Genomic DNA, 23,158 nt, shown 5'->3' with positions numbered 1-23,158 from the left:
GAAAATTACGCTGTCAAGAGTGACTGGCTATTGCTGATCAAAGAATGTTGGTTCGCTTTCTAGCTGTTTTTGATGAGCCGTTATCAGCTGTTGCAATTCGGCAACTACTTGTGGGTTATCATCAGAAACTTCATACTTCTCAGAAGGATCTATGCTCAAATTGAAAAGCAGTGGTAGCTTCCCTTCAAAATAGTCTTTACCTGTTTGGCTATAAGTGACAGAGTGCAGTTTCCAAGGTCCTTTTCTCACTGCCATCAGCCTATTGTTTAAACCATAGTAGAAATAAGCCTCATCTTTTTGCATTGATGCATTTTGGAGTAGATCTGAAATATTTCGCCCATCCACGGGCCTATCTTTCGGAACCTCTTGACCTGTAAGACTGAAAGCCGTATGGTATAAATCTAGGGTACTGGCTCGCTGGGTTTGTATGGTCCCTGCCTCTACGGTACCTGGCCACCAAGCAATTCCTGGTACGCGCATGCCTCCTTCCCAAGTACTCCCTTTTCCATCTCTGAGCAGGCCTGAAGAACCTCCTTTTTCATCTTTTATAATCCATGGCCCATTATCACTGGTAAAAAAGACCAAAGTGTTCTCAGCAATCCCTTGGGCCTTTAGTGACTTCATAATTTCTCCCACTCCCCAATCAATTTCTTCTACTACATCTCCATAGGCTCCTCTTTCTGAATCATTAAATTCAGCCCCCGGCATTAATGGCACATGGGGCATGGCATAAGGCACATAGAGAAAGAAGGGCTCATCGCTCTTTCTTTCTATAAAGTCTACAGCCCTTTCTGTATACATTTTAGTGAGTTTCGTTTGATCCGGGTTATGCTCTAATGTGTCATTCCCATCAATCAACGGAATGTCTTTCCACTTTGGTGGAATCATATCATTGCTATAGGGCAATCCAAGAAATTCATCGAACCCATTTTGGAGGGGTAAATACTCTGTCTTCGTAACACCCAAATGCCACTTCCCAAACATCGCGGTACTGTAGCTTGCATTTTTCATCCCTTCAGCCAAGGTGATCTCTTCAGGATGCATTCCTCTGGGCGATCTAGGTGACAGTACCCAACCGAAGCCTGAACGAACAGGATAACGCCCTGTCAACAGGGCATACCTGCTTGCGGTACAGGCTGGTGACCCTGAATAGAAATTAGTGAATTTCATTCCCTCAGAGGCCATTCTATCTAAGTTGGGTGTCTTAATAGTTGGGTGCCCGTAGCTGGTTAAATCTCCATAGCCCAAATCATCGCAAAATATGATGACAATGTTGGGTTTCTCAGCTTTTTCAACTTTAGGTTCACCACATCCAAAGAGCACAAACAATGAGGTGATAAAAAATATACCTTTTAGATTGTTTCGACTCATTTGTTAGATTCTTTGTATTCCGGGTTCAGTTCAACTGGTATTGGCGCATTCACTTCCAATCTCCATTTGGTCAATGCCTTAAAAAGCTCTTCCCTTTTCTCTGGTTCTCTTTCGGCCAGATTGATTGACTCACTCATGTCTGTTTTAAGGTTGTATAAGGCAAGTGCTCCCGTTTCGAAATTTTCAATCAACTTCCAATCACCCATACGAATGGCCGAAGCCGGAACTTGTCTCCACTTTTCCTTCATTCCACCGTAGGGCTCTAGGTAGGCCGGGAAGTGCCAGTATAAAGCTTCTCTTTCAAGGCTTTTGCCGGCTTCCAAAAGGGGTAAAAGACTTTCTCCATCGAGGGTAAGTTGCTTGTCTTTCTTTATACCAGCCAAATCTAAAAATGTAGGATAAAAGTCCGTACCAATAACTGGTTCGTCAATCACCTTACCCGCAGTTGTATGCCCTTTCCAGTAGATTACTAATGGTTCTCGGATCCCTCCTTCGTACAGCATGCCCTTTGAGCCTCTTAATGGTGTCGCTTCAGAAGCGCGGAAGTATGGACCATTATCGGAAAAGAAAACTACTATGGTATTTTCCTCCAGCCCAAGTTCTGAGAGCTTATCCATTACCCTTCCGACACTTTCATCTAGGCTTTCGACCATGGCTCCATATTTAGGGTTATGAATGCCGTCTGGCCGAGGTTTTTTGTCATACTTATCAACCAACTCCTTTTTTCCTTGAAGGGGGGTATGCACCGCGAAGTGGGTGAGGTAAAGAAAAAATGGTTTTTCTTTATTGTCATCAATGAAAGACAATGCCTCATCGGTTAGTCTATCAGTGAGGTATTCTCCCTCCGGCCCATCGGGTAGTTGTTCATTCTTATATGGGCTAAAATAGCTTCTTGGACTGCCTCTTTGATCTCCACCGATATTGACATCAAACCCCTGGGCTAAAGGGTTGGTTCTTGGACTGCCTCCAAGGTGCCATTTACCCATACTAGCAGTAGCATAGCCTTCTTTTTGTAGCAATTCAGGGAAAGTGACAAAGGCCGGAGCTAAAACGTGCTTGTTGATGGGAGGTATTAATTTCCTGTTTTCACTTTTTCCTCTTTCAGCTGTCGCTACCGTGAAAATGCCATGTCTAGGCGTGTACTGGCCCGTCATTAGACTCGCTCGAGTGGGGGCACAGTTCGGAGCGTTTGCATAAGCATTGGTAAACATCGTTCCCATCTTAGACAACCTATCGAGGTTGGGTGTTTCATGATATGTATTGCCCATAAACCCCGGATCTTTCCACCCCATATCATCGGCTAGAATAAAGACAATGTTGGGTCTTGAGCCTTCCCATTCTTGAGCGTTAGATGATTGTGTAAGAATAGAAATAAGGGCTAGGCAAAGGACAAAGAAGTTTTTCATAGTTACTTGACGGTTATTTCATCCACAAAGAGCCAAGCCTTTTCTCCTGCCCCAACGTGCCAATCAGGGCACTTTCCTACATTCTTAGCATATACTTTAATATATCGAGCCTGAATCTTTTTTTCCAGTCTCAAACGTTTCATCAATTGTCCGAATTCTCTTTGAGAAACACCATGTTCCATGCGCTGTGGCTTATTGAATGACTTTCCGTCTTCTGACCATGATATCTCCACATATTCGGGAAAGAATATCCAAACACCCACATCCTGTAATAGCCCGATGGAAATATTTTCTAACCGCTGAGAACTGCCCAAATCTATTGTTGCAGCCAAATCTGTCTCTTCAAAACCCAGCCAAGACTCATCATCAAAATATTTACTTCCTGGTTTCTGGTCAATAAGGCTTCTAGCACCTTTTGCCCTGTACTTATCACTTGGCTTATGGGTAATACTGATTTTACCCTTAGTTGCTTTAGAAAGCAACCTCACCTCTGGGGCGTTCATATCAAAAATCGCCTGTGCAAATCGTTCCCCTAGATCGATGTAGGCCTCGCTATTATAGTGTGCTGCATCGGAATGCTTGTAATGCTTGGTTTGTCGGACTATCGCAGCGTGGTCATCTAGCCTCACAAACTTCTCTTGCCCATACTGAACCAATTCTCCAAAAGCCCAAACTTTACCGCTTCGTGATTGCCCCGAATCTGATATTTTTCCGATTACCACAGGCAAATCGCTGGACCTAAACGTTGCTCGAATTAGGCCCATCAGTTTCTTTAGGTTCTCATAATATCGCATGGCGACATCCTCTCTTTGCGCATCACTTTCTCCTTGCATCCAAACAATTCCGGAAGGGACCAAGAAGTCTTCAGTTCCGTCATTATCAATGTCCTTTTTACTGAATGCATTTCTCACTGTATTTAAAAAGTGATCATATTGGTTTATACCATTCTTTCCTAGGTAATCAACATCCCAAGTGCCTGCGCTAGTGGCGGCTGTATCTATCGATGTTCCCCCCAAAGAATATTTTATAATGGCAATTTTTTCATCGGGATATAAGGATTGCATCTTACGGGCAAAGGAGAGCTCCGCACCAAACCTTTCAGACAACTTGTTTATCGGGTCATTAGAACTAAAGCCTATACCATGTCCAGGGCTCATTTTTTTCCAAAGTCCCTTTCCTCCTTTTTCAGAATCATCTGGAGCCGGGTTCCCGTGAAAAATCCAGACATCATTGAGCTCCTTATTTAAATCGTCTGGTAGGTCTTTATTAAAACCAAAGCCATCCATATTAGACTGTCCTCCTAGGTAAAATACTCTCACAGTATCCACCTTCCTCTCTTGAGAAAATATCATCTCAGGTAGAAACAGGACTAAGCATATGACTAGTAACCTTGTCATCTTTCTTGTAGTTTATTGAACTGTAATTTCATCTACAAAGAGCCAGGCTTTTTGACCAGCTCCCATGTGCCATGTGGGGCATTTTCCAGTATTCTTTACCAATACTTTAATGAATCTGCTATGAACATTTTCCTGCTCCACACTTATTCGTTTAATTAGTTTTCTCCCAGCATCTTTCAAAGCGCCTACTTCGATTCTTTTGGGTTGAGAATAGTTCTTGCCATCAACGGACCATGACACTTCAACATATTCAGGAAAGAATATCCATGATGCCGCATCCTGCAAAGTTCCTATTACTACCCGTTCTATCTGTTGTACCTCACCCAAGTCGATGGTTGCAGTTAGATTGTCCTCTTCGAAACCCATCCAAAATCCATCATTGAATTGACGGCTTCCAAGTTTCTCATCATGCAGGCTCTTTGCGCCCTGTGCTGGATATTTGTTACTGGGTTTTTCTGCTAGGCTTAATTCAGCAGATCTAGCGATCGAGGCTAACCATTCCCTCTCTTTAGGAATGTCTTCTGTACTGGCAAATTCCCATTTCATATACTCTCCAAGTAACTCCTTTACTTTTTCCGGGTACTGACTCGCTAGGTTTTCGACTTCTCTTACATCCTCCGCAAGGTTACTTAGAAAGAGCACATCATTTTCGGGATCTAATACTGCTTTTTTGGTAGGGTCTTGAGGAAAGCCAATGAGTTTCCAATCTCCTTTCCTAACGGCCCAACTTACACCCTGTTTCCACCTGAATACTTGATGTTCCGTTTCAATAGATGGATTTTCAATTAAAGGCCTCAGACTTTTCCCTTCTAGATTTTTAGATTCTTCTCCCACATAATCCATGATGGTTGGGAACCAATCTATGTTGAGTGCCACTTGGTTTCGTTCCTCATTTACTGGGATTTGTTTTGGATAACTAATAATGGCAGGAACTCTAATTCCTCCCTCAAAAAGTGACATCTTGGCTCCTCGATATGGCCCAGAATTTCCTCCACCCCGGAAGGCTCTATCTTCTACCGAATGCCCATGATCGGATTGGAAAACTATGATAGTGTTCTCTCTCAAATTCAGTGAGTCAAGTGTATTCATTAAGTGCCCTACGCGCTCATCTATAGTTGAAACAAAGGCAGCATAGTCCTTTCTTGGCTTAGATAAATCAGCATAGTACTCTCTCCATTTGGCAGTTGGTTGCAATGGATAATGAGGAAGGTTTATAGCATAGTATAAAAAAAAGGGTGTGTCTTGATTTTGGGCTATAAACTCATCAGCTTTCTCCGTCATTAGGTCAGGAAAGTAGTGCCCGTCCTCCCATACTTCTTGACCATTTTCAAAGAGGTCATGGCGATTTGGTCCGTTCCAGTAAAAGAAATGTGAGTAATTGTCGATACAGCCACCCATATGGCCAAATGAATAGTCGAAACCTTGACCATTTGGCATGGTTTCAGGAGTAAAGCCCAAATGCCATTTCCCTATATGTCCGGTTGTATAACCAACTTCTTTCATTGCTTCTGCAATAGTGAACTTCTCGGTTGGCATACCGCGAGTTCCTCTCATGGAAGATGCATTACCCGGTAAACCAGCGGCATGAGGGTTTAAGCCGGTAAGCATAGATGCTCTAGAAGGAGAACAAAGTGGTGCTGCGGCATAAAACTGAGTGAACTTCACCCCTTTACTGGCCAATTCATCAATATTGGGGGTATACAGGTCTTTAGAGCCGTAGCTGTTCAAATCGATTGAACCTTGGTCATCGGTTAGAATGATGATAACATTCGGTTTCTGTTGGGCTCTTACCAACTGAAATGTGAGGCAAAGACAAACTAACGATATGAACCTGGTTTTTCGCATCTAAGGAATTCTTGATACGTCTACTGAGCTTTGGTTTTGAATACTATCACCATATTGCTTCTGAAGTTCTCTGAGTTCTTTCATCAGTGTGCTTTTAACTGATGCATAGGTTTCATCTTCAATCAGGTTCTTCATCTCTTTGGGATCTTTCTCGAGGTCATACAATTCCCATTCATCTATGTCATTATAGAAGTGAATTAGTTTGTACTGTTTCGTTCGAACCCCATAATGCCTTTTCACAGCATGAACTCCAGGGTATTCGAAGTAATGATAGTAAGTAGATTGCCTCCAATCACTTGGCTCTTTTCCATTGTTGTTCATAATGGACTTAAGAGATGCTCCTTGCATATCTTCAGGAACATCAACTCCAGCGTATTCAAGTAGCGTAGGAGCAATATCCAAATTCATAGTCATCGCCTCAGTTGTAAGGCCTTTCTTAATAGATTTTGGATAGCTAACTACCATTGGTGTTTTGTAAGACTCTTCGTACATAAAGCGCTTGTCGAACCATCCGTGCTCACCTAAATAAAAGCCTTGGTCTGAAGTATAAACAATCAACGTGTTTTCAGTCAGTCCTTCTTTTTCCAAGTAATCCAAGACTCGTCCTATATTATCATCCACGGAAGCAACACATCGTAAGTAGTCTTTAATATATCTTTGATATTTCCACTTCGCCAGTTCGTCCCCTTGCAGATTGGCCTTGTGAAAGGCAGCGTTTTCATCCTTGTAGGCGTTTATGAAGTTTTCCCGCTGCTCTGGTGTCATCCTTTCTAATCGCTTCAGCATAAACTCATCATTACCATTTGTAGGCGTTGCATCCAATATTTTAAGGTCATATACCGGAAACATGATTTCGGATATGGACATCTCCTGAGTTTTTGCGGCTGTACCTCTGTTCTCATAATTATCAAAGAAGTTATCTGGAATGGGTATCTCCTGATCATTATAAAGATCTAAATGGTCTGGACCGGGCATCCAATTACGATGTGGTGCCTTGTGATGAAGCATTAAATAGAACGGTTTTTCCTGTTCCCTTCGATCCAACCAATCCAGTGCAAAATCAGTCGTTAAATCTGTTACATACCCTTCGTGATTTTTTCTCTCGCCCATCTCAATAAAATCTGGGTTATAATAAAGTCCTTGGCCGGGCAGAACGTTCCAATAATCAAAACCTGTTGGGTCTGACTTCAAATGCCATTTTCCTACCATTGCGGTTTGATAACCTGCTCCTTGAAGTAATTTGGGGAATGTTTGCTGTGAGCCGTCAAAGCGTTGGGCATTGTCCAATACCCCATTGAGGTGACTGTATTTACCTGTGAGAATAACAGCTCTGCTTGGTGCACAAATCGAATTGGTGACAAAAGCATTGCTAAACCGAATCCCAGCATTGGCAATCCGATCCATGTTTGGGGTCTTGTTGATGATGCTACCATAGGCACTCATTGCCTGTATGGTATGATCATCGGTCATAATAAAAATGATGTTAGGCCTTTCTGCAGTCTCACTCGATTGAGCACAACTCATCATGAACAGGTTCATAATAAGCAATAACACAAGGGCATTAATTATGATTTTATTCTTTGCCATAAGCAATTCCTTTTTGGCTCCAGTAGTTCTTTAATTTAGTCAAAACGAAATCAAAGTGATCGAAATCTTTTTGTTTCAATTGCGTCCATCCTACTTCAGCATAGGCTGCCAATCTTGGGAAAACTTGAAAATCCATTCGCTCAACGGTAGGAATCCACTCTCCCCACATCTGTGCTCCCGTTCCCAAAACCTGACTATGATATTTGGTCTCTAGGCCTTCAGGTATGGGGTCGAACTCATAAGCTGCTTGAACAGAAATGTTTTTATAACCATAGTCCAGGTACGTTTTTGAATGAAGCGAATTGACTATGTCATACCCTTTTTCTAGCGCAGTTTTAGCCAGTTTAAGTTCCCCTTTCCAAAAGTGAATAATAGAACTAACTGCCAATTCTTCCTTTACTTCAGTATCCTCAGATTTTTGATAGGCGTGTACATTGTGTCCTAATATCTCATTCCAGCCCATCATTCTCTTTTCCTTTGAATCTAGGTATTGAGAGATTTGATTTGTGAAATAGATTTGTAAGTCCGCTGGACTACTCAAGTCATTCTTATTCATGAAAGCTTGTACATCGGTAGATTCTTTCCATTGATCATATTTCACTTCATCACCGCCTATATGAATGATCTCTGAAGGAAAAAGAGTCATTACTTCGTCAAGCACATGGTGTAAAAAAGTCAATACTCTTTGATCCGTCACTTTATAAGAATCGGGCATCTTCCCGAAGACAACCGGTACATCAATTGACTCTCCAGAGGTACCTAACCAAGGGTAGGCTGCTATGGCAGCACTCGCATGCCCTGGCATTTCTATTTCAGGAATGACAGTAATATGTCTCGCGGTGGCATAGGCCACTATTTCTTTGATTTGTTTCTGAGTATAAAACCCCCCATGTGATTCGTTTGAGCGCTTTTCGCTATTCCATCCTCCGACTTGGGTATCACTACGAAAAGCTCCTACCTCGGTAAGTTTGGGGTATTTTTTTATCTCAATCCGCCAACCTTGATCATCAGTGAGATGCCAATGAAATACATTCATTTTTAAGAGTGCCATTTGATCCAATAGCTTCTTAACCTGATCCCCTCCCTTAAAATGTCTAGACTCGTCCAACATGAAGGCACGCCATCCAAACCTTGGGTAATCTTCTATGGTGGTAGCTTTTAGGGTCACTTGATTACCATTTCTTTCACCAAAAAGGATCATTTGCCTAAGCGATTGAACACCATAAAAAAGCCCTGCCTCCGTGCGGGCAGAAACATCTATCCCTCTATCCGTAATTTTGAGTAAATAACCCTCTTCTTCAACCAGGTCAGTATTCAAACTCAGGTGAATCCCGCTTTTCTTCCGTTTACTCAGTGATAGAGTAATATCCAGATCTTCTTTCAGAGACTTTTTAAGAAAATTGGCGGTGGCCTTTGTGAGATTATCATGGATAATGGAGGCACGGTCAGAAAGGACAAACTGACCATTACTCGAAACCGATAAAACTGGCTTAGGAATAATGGCCACGGATTCTTGCCCGACCGAAATATTAGATAAGGACAAACATAAGATGCAGCCTATCAAATTGATAAATGTGCGTTTTAATATTCGCCTACTAGCAACCATTTCCCGTTATTAAAATTCGATGTAATCACTCGGTCTTTTAATAGCAGCTATTAAAAGAACCTTGTCTTCCCTGGAATAGCTACTTCATAGTTGCCTTCTGAATCTGGTAGAATTGGCGCTTGATCCTTAAATGATGTGAGATTATCCGGCACCAATTTCAAGTTGCTTGCCATTGCTTCATCCCAGGTAATTTGCTGACCTGAATAGGTTGCCATTCGACCCAAAATGGCAGTCATAGTACTTTCAGCGCCATATTCAGTATTGTCTAGTCGATGTTCTCCAGCTTTTATAGCGGCAAACAGCTCATTATGCTCTTGCTGATATGGGTTTATGTCGTTTTGCCCTTTATAATCCAAGATTGATTGACCATCATATCCCTTGACAAGACTCCTATTTCCACTATTTACTTTAATGCTTCCTTTTGTGGTTTGGAATACTTCCTCTACTCGATTCATACATCCTCTTTGGTGCCTACATTGACTGGAAATGACCTGACCTTCTGGGTAGACAAACTCTACAAAATGATGGTCGAAAATATGACCGTGATCTTTACCTTTTCTTGTCTCGCGACCTCCCATTCCTTGTGCAGAAACTGGTCTTGATCCTATATACCAATTGGCTACGTCAATATTATGAATGTGCTGCTCAAGGATATGGTCTCCACAAATCCATGTGAAGTAATACCAATTCAGCATTTGATATTCTAGTTCTGTATGTGCCGGTTTTCTTGGACGAACCCAAACGCCTGCACTGTTCCAATAGACTTGACCAGAAACTATGTTTCCTAGACTACCATTTTGAAGTAGTGTCTCAACTTCTCGATAGTTCTTTTGATAGTGTCTTTGTAAACCAACAACAACATTCAATTTCTTCTGACGTGCCATCTTCCCAGCCTCCAAAACTCGCTTGATACCGGCAACATCCGTAGCTACGGGTTTTTCCATAAACACATGCTTACCCTGCTGCACGGCATATTCAAAATGAAGTGGTCTAAAACCTGGAGGTGTTGTGAGTATAACTACATCTGCCATATCAATGGCTTTTTTATACCCATCGAAATCAGTGAACTTGGAATCCTCCTTTACCAACACTTTCCCCTTTCCTTCATACTTGGTGGACAAGTTCTTAAAACTGTCTTCCAGTCTATCGGCAAAGACATCAGCCATAGCGACTAACCTTACATCTGGATCGGCCTCGATTGCCTGGGCAGCAGCTCCCGTTCCTCGACCTCCGCAGCCTACCAAAGCCACTTTTATTTCACCCGCGGCTCCAGCATATGCGCTTATCGGGATTGGGAAAGCACTTAAAAGCGCGCCTGTTCCAGCAACCTTTGCTGTAGTTTCTAAAAACTTACGTCTTGTTTTTGGATTAGTATCGTTTGAAGGTTTCATAGACTTTGGTTTTAATATTCTCTAATTGGTTTACCCCAGTATTTTTCCCATTCAGATTTTGGCGGTACTTGTACAGGTCTAACAACTCTAAACCCGACATGCAATGCATCCGTGAGCCACCAGAGACTCTTTGGTATTTGGGGATCTCTTTTTTTCCAGCTCTTATCAGAAAACTGCCTTGCTGTTGCTCTTATATTTTTCAGTGGGTCATTAAACGATCCTCCGCGCACGACTCGTGGATATAGTTCTTCAGTGGTATAAACCGGATTTTCAACGATCTCTCTTTGGCCATAGGTCATGTCGCTATAGGCATCTAACACCCATTCTGCTACATTTCCATGCATGTCATACAAGCCCCATGCATTTGCTTTCTTCTTACCTCCTTTTTGCGATTTACCGTTACTATTTCCACCATACCAGGCAAAGTCGTCAATATGCTTTTTATCAAATGAGAATGGTGCATCCCCTCCAGCCTTACTGGCATATTCCCACTCTGCCTCTGTGGGCAAGCGATAAAAATGACCTGTTTTTGCACTCAGCCATTTGCAGAAAGTTGAGGCCGCATATTGCGTTACGTTTACCAAAGGATAACCTGGCTTATTGAAATTCACATAGGGCATGGTGGCTCCTGCAATGCCATCTACTTCCAAGGTGAGTTCTCTATTCTCTTTTACAACCTCTCCATCCGTTTCACGGTAAAGGAAAAGTTCGAACTGGTCCCAAGTAACTTCGAGTGTACTCATCCAGAAATCGCTAACGACTACTTCATGTTGAGGCCCCTCATCTGGGTTCCTTCCTGCTTCTGATTCAGGGCTTCCCATGTTGAACTTACCTCCCGCAATGGGAACAAAGTCAAATGATAGATCTGACCCAGGAATTTCCTGACTATAGGCCACAAAATTTTGTGTTTCCGGTCGATCGGAACTCATAGCCATTGAGAGAGCGATTGATATTATCATAAGAAGGGCTCTTTTTCTACTGCTCATACCTTCAATGCTTATTGTCAATTTCTCTATAAAGATGATTCGGCAAATCCGTAATCCGTTCACAGCAAACTTGCTCCATCACTTGTTTCAATTGTGTCTTTAGTAGGCCTATGGTATGCTCTCCTCCTCTTTTTCCTAGGGCCCCAACCCCATACATAAAGCTCCGTCCCATAAATGTAAACGCAGCTCCACTGGCAACAGATCTGGCAATATCTGGCCCAGAACGCATGCCTCCATCCATCATCACTTTTATCTGATCGCCATACTTGGCAGCGATTCTGCTTAATGGTTTAATGGTCGATTCTCCTGCATCCAGCTGCCTACCTCCATGATTCGAGACGATAACGCCATCAAGTCCTAAAGCGATTGCCTTTTGGGTGTCTTCTTCACTCGCCACTCCTTTCAGTACAATTTTCCCCTTCCACTGGTCGCGAATACGGGCAATTTTATCTTTATCCAGCCGTCCAGAGAACATTTGATCCATAAAGGCTCCCAAACCACTCAGCCCTAGTTTTTCCGACATGTAAGGCTTAAGCGTTTCAAAATTGGGCTGCCCATGTTTGAGCGTTTGTAATGCCCAATGGGGACTTGTTAGAACTTGACCAACATTTCTCAAAGTCATTCTTGGCGGCATAGAGAGTCCATTCCTTATATCACGTGGGCGAAAGCCGAAAGTGGGTACGTCACAAAGCAGTACTAAAACCTGACAGCCGGCACTTTGAGCTCTTGCCAGTATATCGTCTCTGTATTCCTCTTTTGCAGGGTGATATAATTGGAACCAAGCATTACCTTCTGTGATTTCTGAAATGCGTTCGATACTACTAGTGGTAACCGTACTTAGAACAAATGGTATGTTATGGGCAGATGCAGCTTTTGCTAAAATTTCAGGCGAATTAGGCCACATGAGGCCTTGCAAACCTACAGGGGCAATGCCAAATGGAGCGTCATAGGTATGGCCGAATAATTCTGTTTTAAGGCTGCTTTTCTTATATGGAGCCAAATACTGTGGAATTAGGCTTACATCTCTTATTTCTGAGGTATTGCGGTGTAAGTTGACATCCTCATTGCAGCCACCATCAAGGTACTCAAAGGCAAACCCGGGCATCTTCTTCTTTGCCCTTTTTCGGAGGTCGTCCATTGATGGATAATTTCTGTTATACGGCCAGCTCATGATGGTTGAATACCATTAAGTTCGAAAATCTTTTCCATCACCAGCCACTTTTCACCAGGTTTCGCTAACGGTAATGCTTGCTGATATTGCCACATCAGTGCTTCCCACGCTTGTACCTTAGTATTTCCTGCGTCCTTCTGATTTTTCATCTCAAATGAGAAAGTATCTTCCGCTTCTAAGGTCATGCAAAGCCTGTTGCCTAGGAGATAGATATCCATATTTAAGATACCTGCATTCTGAATGCTCTGAATAACTTCAGGCCATACTCTTTCATGATGTGCTTTATACTCTGCTATTAACTGAGGGTCGTCTTTTAAGTCTAATGTAAGGCAGTACTTCTTCATAGAAAACGGTTACAAGACTTCTGTTGATTGATGTTTTTTATATACCTGATGCCCATACCATGCTATGTACACAAAACAGATGAATGGAAGGACAAACGAGAAGTTGACCTCCGAAACGCCTGTGATCTGAGTGTCATTAACGGCTGCTCCACCCATGTCGATAATCATGCCTTGCCACTTGGGCATTAAGGCACCTCCCACAATGGCCATTACCAATCCGGCCGCTCCGATTTTTGACTGTTCTTCATTAAGCCCATTTAAAGCAATGCCATAGATAGTCGGAAACATTACGGACATAAAAAAGGAGATGGCAACAAGGGCATATAAGCCGTTAGTTCCTTCCATATAAATGGCCAGAAGGGTACTTATACCGGCCAGATTAGCAAAGTACATGAGTAACTTTCCTGCGTTAATAAACCTAAGCAAGTAGGTGCCAACCGCCCTACCGATTAGGAATACAATAAAAGCGGCAAACTGGTAATTGGCAGCAACTGTGCTTGATATTCCAATGGCTTCGGCATATTGATAAATATAAGTCCAGCACATGATTTGTGCCCCTACATAGAATACTTGTGCCAACACTCCAAGGACATACTTTTTGTTCTTTACCAGAGAGTCAAAGGTTGCCTTTAAGCTCGGCATCTTCCCATCTCCTTTGGCCTGGGGCATTTTGCTAACAGCAATTAAAATGAAGACACCTATAAGTACCAAGCCAAGGATAACGTAGGGATTGCGGATGACTAACAGGTCGGAAGTCCGGATCAAGATTTTCTTGGCCTCATCTAGTGTGGCGTAATCTGCGATGTCATCTGATTGTAGGTTTCTTAATACAAATTGTTGGGCGACCAGAAGACCACCAAGGAGGCCCACCGGATTGAAGGCTTGTGCTAGGTTGAGACGTTGAGTAGCCGTTTCTCTGGCTCCCATAGCCAGAATATAGGGGTTGGCGGTTGTCTCCAAAAAGGCCAGGCCGAATGTGAGTACATACAGACCTAAACAGAAAAACCAGAACTGCTCGGTAATAGCTGCAGGGTAGAATAAAAGGGCTCCTACTGCGTAAAGGGCTAGACCAATCAGAACACCTACTTTATAGGAGTATTTCCTTACAAATAGAGCGGCCGGTAGTGCCATGCAGAAATAGCCTCCATAAAAGGCCATTTGAACCCAAGCTGCTTGTGAGTTAGATAACTCAAGTACTTTTTTGAATGCCTGAACCATAGGATCTGTAACGGCATTTGCAAAACCCCATAGGGCGAAAAGTGATGTAATCAGAATGAATGGAATCAGGGCTTTCCGTTCAATTAATTTGGGTCTAGTCTGAGTGTTAGAATTCATGTTTCAGGTCAAATAATGCGGTCTAAATGAGTATAGCCACCATCCACGTGCATGTGCTGACCGGTAATATGACTTGCCCTTTCTGATAACAGAAATACTGCGACATCGGCTATCTCACTAGGTCTGGTCATTCTATTACCTAAAGGGATTCTATCGGTAATTGCCTTTTCTTTTGCCGCAGAGTCGTCAAAGGTTTCAAGCCAGTTCTTATAAAGAGGGGTCATTACTTCTGCTGGTACAATTGCATTTACACGGATCCCACTCTCGAGTAATTCCACTGCCCATTCTCTAGTTAAAGCCAAAACACCACCTTTAGCGGCTGCATAGCCTGAGGTACTACCTTGACCCGTTATGGCTGTTTTTGAGGCCATATTGAGTATGACTCCGTTCGATTTCTTTAGGTAAGGAAGGCAATAGTGCGCCATGTCATAATAGTGACTCAGGTTCTTTTGGAGTGATTGCCGAAATCCATCTGGGCTTCCATTTTCAAGCCCAATACTATCATTTACCCCAGCATTATTGATTAGGCCGTCAATTCTGCCAAACTCATTAATAACCTTTTCAATTGAGTCTTTACACTGATCAGCAATGCATAAATCAGTTTCCAGAAACAGCGCCTTTCCGTTTTGTTGAATAGAAGAAATCAACTCATTGCCAACAGTAGCATCCTTGTCCAAAACAACAGGAATTGCTTTTTCATCAGCCAATTGTTTGACGATAGCCCTGCCAATACCCTTCGCTCCACCGGTAACAATAAAGACTTTATCGTGTAGATTTAAATCCATTTTCTAGCCAATCTTTGTTATTCAAATTAGCATTTATTCCTCAATCTCTTTTTTTGTGATTACATATGATTCATCCTCATTGAGGTCAATTGTTTTCACACTGTTTTTGTATTTGAACTTATAGCTGCCAGATATCTTAGGCAGCACTTTTATTTTTTCCAAAAGGCCATCTTTCCAATAGATATCTATGGTCAGATTCCCTCTTGCCTTTAACCCGTTTACGCTGCCTGATGGCCAGTTCTTTGGCAATGCAGGTAGTAAGTGAATATTGTCAGTGTGTGACTGCAGCAGTGCTTCAGCAATGCCTGCCGTAAACCCAAAATTTCCGTCAATTTGAAAAGGTGGGTGCATATCAAATAGATTTGGGACTATGGATTTTTGCAGGTGTAAATCCACATGCTTTTCTACTTCATCAGCATCCTGAAGTCTCGCGGAAAGATTGATGAGCCACGCACGACTCCATCCTGTACCTGCCCCGCCATTGGCCAGACGGTATTCGGTCGACTTCTTAGCTGCATCAAACCAATCGGGAGTCCCTTCCCTGGTAATTGTATTACCAGGATAAATGGCATACAGATGAGACATATGTCTATGGCCTTTTTCTGCTTCATCATATGGCCTATCCCACTCTAATATTCTACCATCAGGACCTATCACAATACCCGGGCGGAGATCTACTAGTTTCTCACGTACCTCCTTAACGAACTCGTCTTCAATATTCAAAATACTTGCTGCCGCAAGGGCATTAGTAAACACCTCTTCAATAATCTGTTGGTCTATCGCTGTTCCTAAAACAGTAGCCGCAGATTTACCATCTGCGGCTATGTAGGAGTTTTCTGGCGATGTAGCAGGTGCCGAAATCCATTTCCCATCACGCGGGTCTTTCATTAACCAATCTAAGTAGAAAAGTGCCGATTCCTTGATGGCGGGATATGCCCGATTTCGCAAAAATGATTCGTCCTTTGTGAACTGATAGTGGTCCCAAAAATGCTGCATTAGCCATCCACCTCCACCAACCCATGCACCCCAGTATGGCTGCTCCGCTCGCATCCATGCTGGAGCCCAGAAATCAGTAGCCTGATGTGCTACAAATCCTCGCATTTCATATTGCTCTTTTGCAGTGATTTTGCCTCTGTCCATCAATCTTTCGGTAAAGTCGAACAGGGGTTCATGCAGCTCACTGAGGTTGGTCACTTCAGCAGGCCAATAGTTCATTTGTAGGTTAATGTTCAAATGATAATCTGCATTCCAGGGGGCTTGCAAGTACTCATTCCAAATACCTTGCAGGTTTGCCGCATTAGTGCCTGGCCTGGAACTTGAGATGAGCAGGTAGCGGCCAAATTGAAACTGCTTAGCAACGAAGTCGGGGTCTGATTGACCGCTTTTTATTCTCTCAAGCCTAACGTTGGTGGGCAAGCTGTCTAACTCATGCCCTCCCAAATCCAAGTCGACTCTTTTAAACAATTCTTGGTAGTCATCTACATGTGCCTTGAGTATTTCATTAAACGACACATTCGAAACGCTTTGCAAGTCAGCTTCATTCTTGGCTTTAAAATCATCGTGATAATAGGAGGTTGCTGCGACAATGTATATCGTTGCTTTTTTAACCCCTTTCAGTGCCAACCTTCCTTCTGAAGCGGAAACTGTTCCTCCCTCATTGTTGACTTTTAATCTGGTTTGAAATTTTACTCCATAATCTATTGGCTCTGCTTTTGAAAAGTGTTTCCCTTTGTACTGAGTTACCTCACCTTCCATTAAAATCTCGTTGTTCGATGGTGTAGTTACAACTACCGTTGGCCTTCCATCGTCTTCTGGCCTGCTCAAATGAAGACTCAAATCAATTCCAGTTGCATCAGTGGTAGCGAGTTCCAAAACCATGGCATTATGAGGAGAACTGGCGAATATCCGTTCCGTAAAACGTCCTGCTCCGGTATTGTATGACACGGTAACGAGTGAAGAATCTAGGTCTAACTGACGTCTATATTCACTGATCTCCCTATCGCCAAAATCTAGGAACAAATCACCCATAGTCTGATGAGACCTGATGATACTTTTGTGGGAGAATTGACCAACCCAGGCTTTATCGGCTTCATGTGCCTTTCCTGCAACCAAAAGTGCTCTTACCTTCTCAAGATCGGCTCGATTTCCCTGAGCGTTACCCCAATCTGGCCCTCCTGGCCACATGGAATCCTCGTTTAACTGAATTCTTTCATGTGCTGGGTCTCCAAAAACCATTGCTCCGAGCCTTCCATTGCCTATAGGCAAAGCTTCAGTGGACCAATCTGTGGCTGGTGAATTGTACCAGAGCACCATTCCGCTACCAGATTCTTCGGCTGATTGACAGCCACAAAGGGCCAAAAAGATGATTGAAAAAGCAAAAATCCTCTGCACAAATAAGCGTATTCTCATGATCGGACTTATCTAAATTTCAATGGTTGAGCAATGGAAATAAAACTACTTCTATTGGTCAAAACATTCTAGTAAGACATTCGCCTCAATAGACACTATATTTGCCTTAATCAAATAATCAGGACAGAATAGTGTAAATAAAATATCTGTTTATCTCTAATTAAAGTCCACTTTGAGAGTTTCGATATTCTGGACATCCAACCCTCGGAATGATTGCACTACCGCACTTCCCGAATAATCACTGATAGTTACAGTGTACTTATGGGTGGTTTCAAAAACCTTCGGCACAAATCTATTTCCTTTAATTCTCAGCGTATAGATTATCTCCTGATCTGTTTCGTCATAGACCTGAATCACCGGATCAACTATGCCTGAAACTCGAACTTCTGGTAGGTGACCTTGTGCCTCGCGACCATAGTTATCTTCTTGGTTAATAATTACTGGCCACCCTTCATATGGTTTGTCTCCTTTTGATGGGTCGGCCCAGCGCGGCCAGTTCTCAAATGTGATGGTCCTGGCCGTTTTATTAAACCGTGCAACGCCATAGCCTGCTGCTCTGTCATGAAGTTCAGCTGGGGGTTTATTGCTGATATAGGGATTAGAAACTGCATGCACTGTCATTTTATTCCCAAATCCATCCTCGTGATCTCCGGTATATATAGGTGAACCTTCCACTCGGTTACTTCCAGGTTCCTTTGGAAACCATCTTCTAGGATAGAAATTAGCAATTGAAGGGACGCAAAGTGCAAACCCAGCATCATTATATTCATCTACACCATACTGGATCGTGCTTCCCAGGTGCTGATCTCCAGCAATATGTACGGCAAAGGCTTTTCTCAATTTCTTGACTGCTTTGTTCCTTCCTGTTTGTGGCCAACCATTGGAATCCATGTCAGCAGCAGGCACATCGTCCGGTGCATAATCTCCTTTTTCATAAATCTCTAATCCTGGAAAATTGGCGTCATTAATCTCAGTCGAAGGCAAAGTGACCACATCAGCAAAAATGGTTTGAGAGAGTACTGCTTTCATTTCGGTTTTTTCTGACCAGTCGGCTGCCCAGTTTTCTAAAAAGTCTAATTGTCTTTCTCCTAGCAATATCGCGCCATCAACATCTGCGCTCTTTTTTGGATTAAAGTCCTTATTTCTAGCCCATCCGTTGCCAACATTGGCTTTGGGAAGAAGTGCTCTTGGGGCAGATTTAAACTTTCGATCTTCTAGCACAGCGAAACTCACCCCTCCGTAGGTAAAGTCTGTATAGTAAACCCCTATCCCTTGTTCCACAGGAGTTGGGTCGAAGGAGTCGGGCATGTGACTGGTCTGAGTTCGTTCTACCATTTTAACCCAATCAGCAGGCATTCTATATCCGCCACCATCTTGTGCTGTACCTCCCAGAGCCCCTGGTTTGGCGAGCCTTCCTCCAGCTCCCCAAATGTTACCGTGGTATACATCATGATCGTCTGGGATAGTTATAGTTGGAATTTCTGCGGTTAATTCTCCAAATGCCCAATACCAGAGATACCATTTGTATAGATAGTCGAGTTCTCCATTTTTTCTATCGGCCCAGGTGGGGCTGGCACCTTCATATACCTGGTCACCACTAAAGAACAGAACATCGGGTTGGTGCTGCATGAAATTATTTATCAGATCGGTATGGGGAAACCACAGTCCCCAATCCCAAGGGAATTTGCCCGTATCTACCCCTCCCCAACGGGTTGGGTTTGGCCTGACGTTATTATGATTTCCGGTAAAGGCCGCAACGACAACTTCTTCCTTGTTAGTCGGGTTCTTTTTGATGACACCTTCCGAATAGTAGTCTTTACCCTCTAGATGATAGCCAATCCTGTAGATCTGATTTTCAGAATCATCCCAATTCTCAGATCTGAAGTGGGCTGTATACCCTGGTCTGATCACTTCCGTTTCCTGAATTCTCTTCCAGTCTTTTCCCTGTTTTAATTCCATCCAGGCTTTACCCTTGTTAGTAATGGCTAGTGGCATCAGTTGGGCTGTTAGTTTCACGGTATTATCATGAAGTGTATGCTGAGTCCCTATGATTGGCCCATTAATTCGGTCTTCATGAAAATCAATTTTATCTCCGGAAACGCTCCAGTTGTCAAATGAGAATCGACCTTTCTTTGTTTCGGGGTCTGGGTTAGAAACGAGGGCAATACTACCTATCAATCGGTCCGCTTTAATTGGAATTTTCTCAAGTCTTCCAAGTTCTTGACTTTCCGATTTGGCGATTGCCGTGAGCCTACCTTCTTCGTTAATTTGTATTGTCAAGTTGACTTTACTTTCAAAAACCTCTGACACGAGCGTCACCTCTGCTATGTGAGTGTCTTCAGTCTCAAAATCGCGAAGGAAAAGGTGGCCGTCACTCCTAATACCTACATACAGTCCTCCGTTTTTACCATAGCTATGATGTATTAAGGCTGCCTGCCGGTAATCTTGACCAGCACCTGCTCCAATTAGAATGCCTGCACTGGCTTTTCCCTTTACCAAGTCAACCATGTTTAGCTCTACTGCTAAGTCAACATTGCCTTGTCTATCGGATAGATTGTGTGTCAATAGATGAACTGTGCGCATTGGATTGGTTTCATTTAGGCAAACCAATTGCCCACCTTCCAATTTCCAGTCTTGAAGCCGGTTTGCCCAGAAATCGGGCCCAATCCAAGTACGATCTGCATTCGAAAATTCAAATACGGCCGGTTCTTTATTAGTACAAGAAGCGGTTATGAAAACAGCTGTTGCTATAAGAATCTTCAAATAGGTTCTAAGTCTCATTTTTTAATTCAATAAATCCGAAATCCTGACTTTCTGAAAAACCAAATCGGCAAAACTGCTTTCATACAGAATACCTATGGTTTCTTCATTTATGGATGTCATACAGGAATATCCACGGCCAATGCCTTTGTCTAAAAGGAGTTGATGTGCTTCAGGCCATGTGCTTCCCATATCACTGCTTAGCTTGATGGTCATATTTTCTCTTTTCTCTACTGAATTTGGGTTGGAAAAGAGCAAATATTCTTTACCTCTATAGTTATGTTTGATAAGGCTGGCCATACAGACGGGCTCTACAAGCGCACTCCTGGAGGTGGGGTGTTCGGTCCACGTTTTACCCATATCTTGGGTTGTATAAACAGATCTGGACCCTCCGCGATTATCTCTCATGTTGAGCATTAGGCTTCCGTCTTCTAACTCTACCACTTGAGATTCAGTTGTATTCGGTTTTGCTCCTGTCCCAATCTCCCATGTTTCTCCTCTGTCTTGGCTATAAATGATGGTGGAGTGTGGCATTTCGTTTTCGTCTTTGAACTGCGCAGGAAAAACTAGCATGCCATTACTCATGGTAATGCCTTTACCCGGACCTTGCAATAATAAATGCCACTTGGGCTCTTTTACTTGGCTTGTTATGTTAATTGGCTGAGACCAGGTAAGGCCATCATCTTCACTCTTGGTAAGCATAAACTGACTGGTAGTTTTAGGTGACATGCCCGGTTTTGATGCCCACCAGTTTCTTTCTCCCGGATGCCCATGCGCCCAGACGGCTGCCACCCAGATAGTACCTGTTTGCTCATCTACCAGAACAGATGGATCTCCAATACCATTTTGATTTTCTGGCAAGCCTCCCCATTCGCCCATATCCATAATTACCTTCATTGGCTCCCAACTATCTCCTTTATCGGTACTTCTGCTCATACCGATGTCTACATCTTCCTGTAGATCGACTGCCCCATTTCTACGCATGTCGTACACCGCAATCAGGGTACCTTTTTTGGAGGTGACCAAGCCAGGAATTCGATAGGTATCTACTTCACTATCCCCATGATTTCGAACTATAACAGCTTGATATTTTTCGTCAGGGGCAGCCTTGCAGCAGGACAATAAAAGGAGTAGCCCAAGTAGAATTGAGTCTCTAATAATTTTTGCTTTGGTGAAGAGTTTTAACAAATCAATTACCGGTCATTACATCCCCCAGTTGGGTCATTTTAAATCGATCAAGGGTTGCAGAGGTGTGCTCCTTTACCATGATATCTTCCATCTTTTTAATGATGTCTGGATGAGCCGAGGCAATGTCGTTTTGTTCTGCTGGATCGTCTTTGAGGTTATAGAGCTCTAGGGTCATATTGCCTTTCTTAATCTCTTTACGAATGCCTTTCCAATCGCCCATTCTCACAGCTTGTTGACCTTGATATTCAGGGAATTCCCAATAGAGGTATTCCCTGTCTTGCTGCTTTCCTTGGTTTAGTAGAGTCGGTAAATAGCTGACTCCATCCGTATTGTCTGGAATTTCAGTCTTTGCTATTTCGCCAGCAGTCGCCATAAAGTCCCAGAAAACTGAGATGTGATCTGTTTTAGAACCTGCTTCTATTTTACCAGGCCACGCGGCAATCATCGGTACGCGAATACCTCCTTCATACGTAAACCCTTTAGTACGTCCATAGGCCGTTTCAAAAGGTCCGGCACTGTTAAAGTAAGGTGCATCCACCCCGCCTGTATAGGTCGGGCCATTATCGCTCGTAAAAATGATGAGCGTATTCTCATACAGTCCAAGTTCTTTGAGTTTAGCGATCAGCTCTCCTACCTGATCGTCCAAATAGGTAATCATGCCGGCATAGGCTGCTTTCGGATATCTATGTGGGAAATATCCTCTGTTACCAATATATGGTTCTTCTTCGCCCCAGAGCTCTATATACCGATCGGTATATTCTTGTGGCACTTGAATGGGTAAATGAGGAATTGGAGTGGCGTAATAGAGAAAGAATGGATCGTTTTGGTTTTCTTCTATGAAGTTGAGGGCTTCTATTTGCATGAGGGCTGGTGCGTAATCGGGTTGCTTATTGAACTTGTCATAACTGGCTGGGTCCATAGGGTCAGCACCTTCTTCTAGCTTTTGTCTTGGTGCTACCAGTTCATTTTGGGTCCAAACTTTCTCTTCATTTTTCCAAAGATGCCGTGGATACAATTGATGTGCCTGACGCTGACAGTTGTACCCATAGAAAAAGTCAAACCCTCTATTATTGGGTATTCCTTCAGTGAGTGGAGCTCCTAGGCCCCATTTACCAACAACACCTGTCTTATAGCCTGCATTTTGTAGTACGTTACCTACAGTCATTGTGCCATTTGGAATGGGTCGTTGCCCTTCCAAGTTTGGGTCGTTAACTGCTTTCTCGTAATTCCAAACTTCACCGCGAGATGCCCATTCATCGTTCCCTCTAATGTGTGCATTACCAGGGTGTTTTCCAGTCATTAGCATGTAGCGTGCAGGGGCACAAACTGGCGCTCCTGAATAATGCTGGGTAAACATCATTCCAGATCTGGCAAGGGCATCTATGTTAGGCGTTTGAATCTTGGTCTGTCCGTAAATACCTAGTTCACCATAACCTAGGTCATCGGCCATTATATAGATAATATTGGGCTTTTCAGCCGTTTTTTCAGTGTCCGAACAGCTAACAAAGATGAATGTTAGTAATAGGAAAATGGAAACTCTCTTCATGCTAGATTAAGGTTGAATAACTGGGTAATAA

The 23,158-nt window shown here is 43.0% G+C and carries 16 protein-coding genes; all 16 read right to left on the bottom strand.

Features of this window, described 5'->3' with window-relative positions; translation table 11 throughout:
* Positions 1 to 27: 27 nt before the first annotated feature.
* Positions 28 to 1,371: a sulfatase gene (locus J4E76_RS15735; protein WP_236017499.1), complete on the bottom strand. Its 1,344-nt coding sequence runs from the start codon at positions 1,369 to 1,371 to the stop codon at positions 28 to 30.
* Positions 1,368 to 2,777 carry a sulfatase gene (locus J4E76_RS15730; protein WP_208505745.1) on the bottom strand — a complete coding sequence of 470 codons (1,410 nt, stop codon included), beginning with the start codon at positions 2,775 to 2,777 and terminating at the stop codon, positions 1,368 to 1,370. The genes J4E76_RS15735 and J4E76_RS15730 overlap by 4 nt, the downstream gene beginning before the upstream one ends.
* Before the next feature lie 2 nt (positions 2,778 to 2,779).
* Complete coding sequence (locus tag J4E76_RS15725; protein ID WP_208505744.1) at positions 2,780 to 4,174, bottom strand: sialate O-acetylesterase; 1,395 nt, start codon at positions 4,172 to 4,174, stop codon at positions 2,780 to 2,782.
* Between the two features lie 12 nt (positions 4,175 to 4,186).
* Positions 4,187 to 6,019 (bottom strand): sulfatase, encoded by a 1,833-nt coding sequence (locus J4E76_RS15720; protein ID WP_208505743.1) that lies wholly within the window; start codon positions 6,017 to 6,019, stop codon positions 4,187 to 4,189.
* Positions 6,020 to 7,606, bottom strand: coding sequence for a sulfatase (locus J4E76_RS15715; protein WP_208505742.1), 1,587 nt, complete (start codon positions 7,604 to 7,606; stop codon positions 6,020 to 6,022). It lies immediately after the preceding gene.
* Complete coding sequence (locus J4E76_RS15710) at positions 7,593 to 9,149, bottom strand: beta-N-acetylhexosaminidase (RefSeq protein ID WP_208505741.1); 1,557 nt, start codon at positions 9,147 to 9,149, stop codon at positions 7,593 to 7,595. The genes J4E76_RS15715 and J4E76_RS15710 overlap by 14 nt, the downstream gene beginning before the upstream one ends.
* A 113-nt stretch (positions 9,150 to 9,262) precedes the next feature.
* A complete protein-coding gene (locus J4E76_RS15705; RefSeq protein ID WP_208505740.1) occupies positions 9,263 to 10,603 on the bottom strand; it encodes a Gfo/Idh/MocA family protein in 1,341 nt (446 codons plus the stop codon).
* Between the two features lie 11 nt (positions 10,604 to 10,614).
* Entirely contained in the window at positions 10,615 to 11,589 is a 975-nt protein-coding gene (locus tag J4E76_RS15700) for an SUMF1/EgtB/PvdO family nonheme iron enzyme (protein ID WP_208505739.1), read from the bottom strand.
* Positions 11,590 to 11,593: 4 nt separating this feature from the next.
* Entirely contained in the window at positions 11,594 to 12,760 is a 1,167-nt protein-coding gene (locus J4E76_RS15695; RefSeq protein ID WP_208505738.1) for an alpha-hydroxy acid oxidase, read from the bottom strand.
* On the bottom strand, positions 12,757 to 13,104 hold the full coding sequence (locus tag J4E76_RS15690) for an L-rhamnose mutarotase (protein ID WP_208505737.1): 348 nt from the start codon (positions 13,102 to 13,104) through the stop codon (positions 12,757 to 12,759). The genes J4E76_RS15695 and J4E76_RS15690 overlap by 4 nt, the downstream gene beginning before the upstream one ends.
* A 9-nt stretch (positions 13,105 to 13,113) precedes the next feature.
* Positions 13,114 to 14,439: an L-fucose:H+ symporter permease gene (gene fucP / locus J4E76_RS15685; protein WP_208505736.1), complete on the bottom strand. Its 1,326-nt coding sequence runs from the start codon at positions 14,437 to 14,439 to the stop codon at positions 13,114 to 13,116.
* An 8-nt stretch (positions 14,440 to 14,447) separates the two neighbouring features.
* The gene (locus J4E76_RS15680) at positions 14,448 to 15,224 is read right to left on the bottom strand and encodes an SDR family oxidoreductase (RefSeq protein ID WP_208505735.1); all 777 of its coding nucleotides are present in this window, start codon (positions 15,222 to 15,224) and stop codon (positions 14,448 to 14,450) included.
* A 33-nt stretch (positions 15,225 to 15,257) separates the two neighbouring features.
* On the bottom strand, positions 15,258 to 17,633 hold the full coding sequence (locus J4E76_RS15675; RefSeq protein WP_208505734.1) for a glycoside hydrolase N-terminal domain-containing protein: 2,376 nt from the start codon (positions 17,631 to 17,633) through the stop codon (positions 15,258 to 15,260).
* Positions 17,634 to 17,789: 156 nt separating this feature from the next.
* Positions 17,790 to 20,414, bottom strand: a complete 2,625-nt coding sequence (locus tag J4E76_RS15670; protein WP_208505733.1) for an alkaline phosphatase D family protein — start codon at positions 20,412 to 20,414, stop codon at positions 17,790 to 17,792.
* Between the two features lie 3 nt (positions 20,415 to 20,417).
* A complete protein-coding gene (locus tag J4E76_RS15665; protein ID WP_236017498.1) occupies positions 20,418 to 21,515 on the bottom strand; it encodes an exo-alpha-sialidase in 1,098 nt (365 codons plus the stop codon).
* Between the two features lie 67 nt (positions 21,516 to 21,582).
* Positions 21,583 to 23,127 carry an arylsulfatase gene (locus J4E76_RS15660; protein ID WP_208505732.1) on the bottom strand — a complete coding sequence of 515 codons (1,545 nt, stop codon included), beginning with the start codon at positions 23,125 to 23,127 and terminating at the stop codon, positions 21,583 to 21,585.
* Between the last annotated feature and the right edge of the window lie 31 nt (positions 23,128 to 23,158).

This window comes from Roseivirga sp. E12 (genome assembly GCF_017592825.1).
Classification (GTDB): Bacteria; Bacteroidota; Bacteroidia; order Cytophagales; family Cyclobacteriaceae; genus Roseivirga.
This window is presented reverse-complemented; position numbering and strand designations above follow the sequence as displayed.

What these genes read in the sequence shown, in the direction of transcription:
- J4E76_RS15735 (WP_236017499.1), bottom strand. Translation starts at nt 1,371, where the DNA reads ATGAGTCGAAACAATCTAAAAGGTATATTTTTTATCACCTCATTGTTT.
- J4E76_RS15730 (WP_208505745.1), bottom strand. Translation starts at nt 2,777, where the DNA reads ATGAAAAACTTCTTTGTCCTTTGCCTAGCCCTTATTTCTATTCTTACA.
- J4E76_RS15725 (WP_208505744.1), bottom strand. Translation starts at nt 4,174, where the DNA reads ATGACAAGGTTACTAGTCATATGCTTAGTCCTGTTTCTACCTGAGATG.
- J4E76_RS15720 (WP_208505743.1), bottom strand. Translation starts at nt 6,019, where the DNA reads ATGCGAAAAACCAGGTTCATATCGTTAGTTTGTCTTTGCCTCACATTT.
- J4E76_RS15715 (WP_208505742.1), bottom strand. Translation starts at nt 7,606, where the DNA reads ATGGCAAAGAATAAAATCATAATTAATGCCCTTGTGTTATTGCTTATT.
- J4E76_RS15705 (WP_208505740.1), bottom strand. Translation starts at nt 10,603, where the DNA reads ATGAAACCTTCAAACGATACTAATCCAAAAACAAGACGTAAGTTTTTA.
- J4E76_RS15700 (WP_208505739.1), bottom strand. Translation starts at nt 11,589, where the DNA reads ATGAGCAGTAGAAAAAGAGCCCTTCTTATGATAATATCAATCGCTCTC.
- J4E76_RS15695 (WP_208505738.1), bottom strand. Translation starts at nt 12,760, where the DNA reads ATGAGCTGGCCGTATAACAGAAATTATCCATCAATGGACGACCTCCGA.
- J4E76_RS15690 (WP_208505737.1), bottom strand. Translation starts at nt 13,104, where the DNA reads ATGAAGAAGTACTGCCTTACATTAGACTTAAAAGACGACCCTCAGTTA.
- fucP (WP_208505736.1), bottom strand. Translation starts at nt 14,439, where the DNA reads ATGAATTCTAACACTCAGACTAGACCCAAATTAATTGAACGGAAAGCC.
- J4E76_RS15680 (WP_208505735.1), bottom strand. Translation starts at nt 15,224, where the DNA reads ATGGATTTAAATCTACACGATAAAGTCTTTATTGTTACCGGTGGAGCG.
- J4E76_RS15675 (WP_208505734.1), bottom strand. Translation starts at nt 17,633, where the DNA reads ATGAGAATACGCTTATTTGTGCAGAGGATTTTTGCTTTTTCAATCATC.
- J4E76_RS15670 (WP_208505733.1), bottom strand. Translation starts at nt 20,414, where the DNA reads ATGAGACTTAGAACCTATTTGAAGATTCTTATAGCAACAGCTGTTTTC.
- J4E76_RS15660 (WP_208505732.1), bottom strand. Translation starts at nt 23,127, where the DNA reads ATGAAGAGAGTTTCCATTTTCCTATTACTAACATTCATCTTTGTTAGC.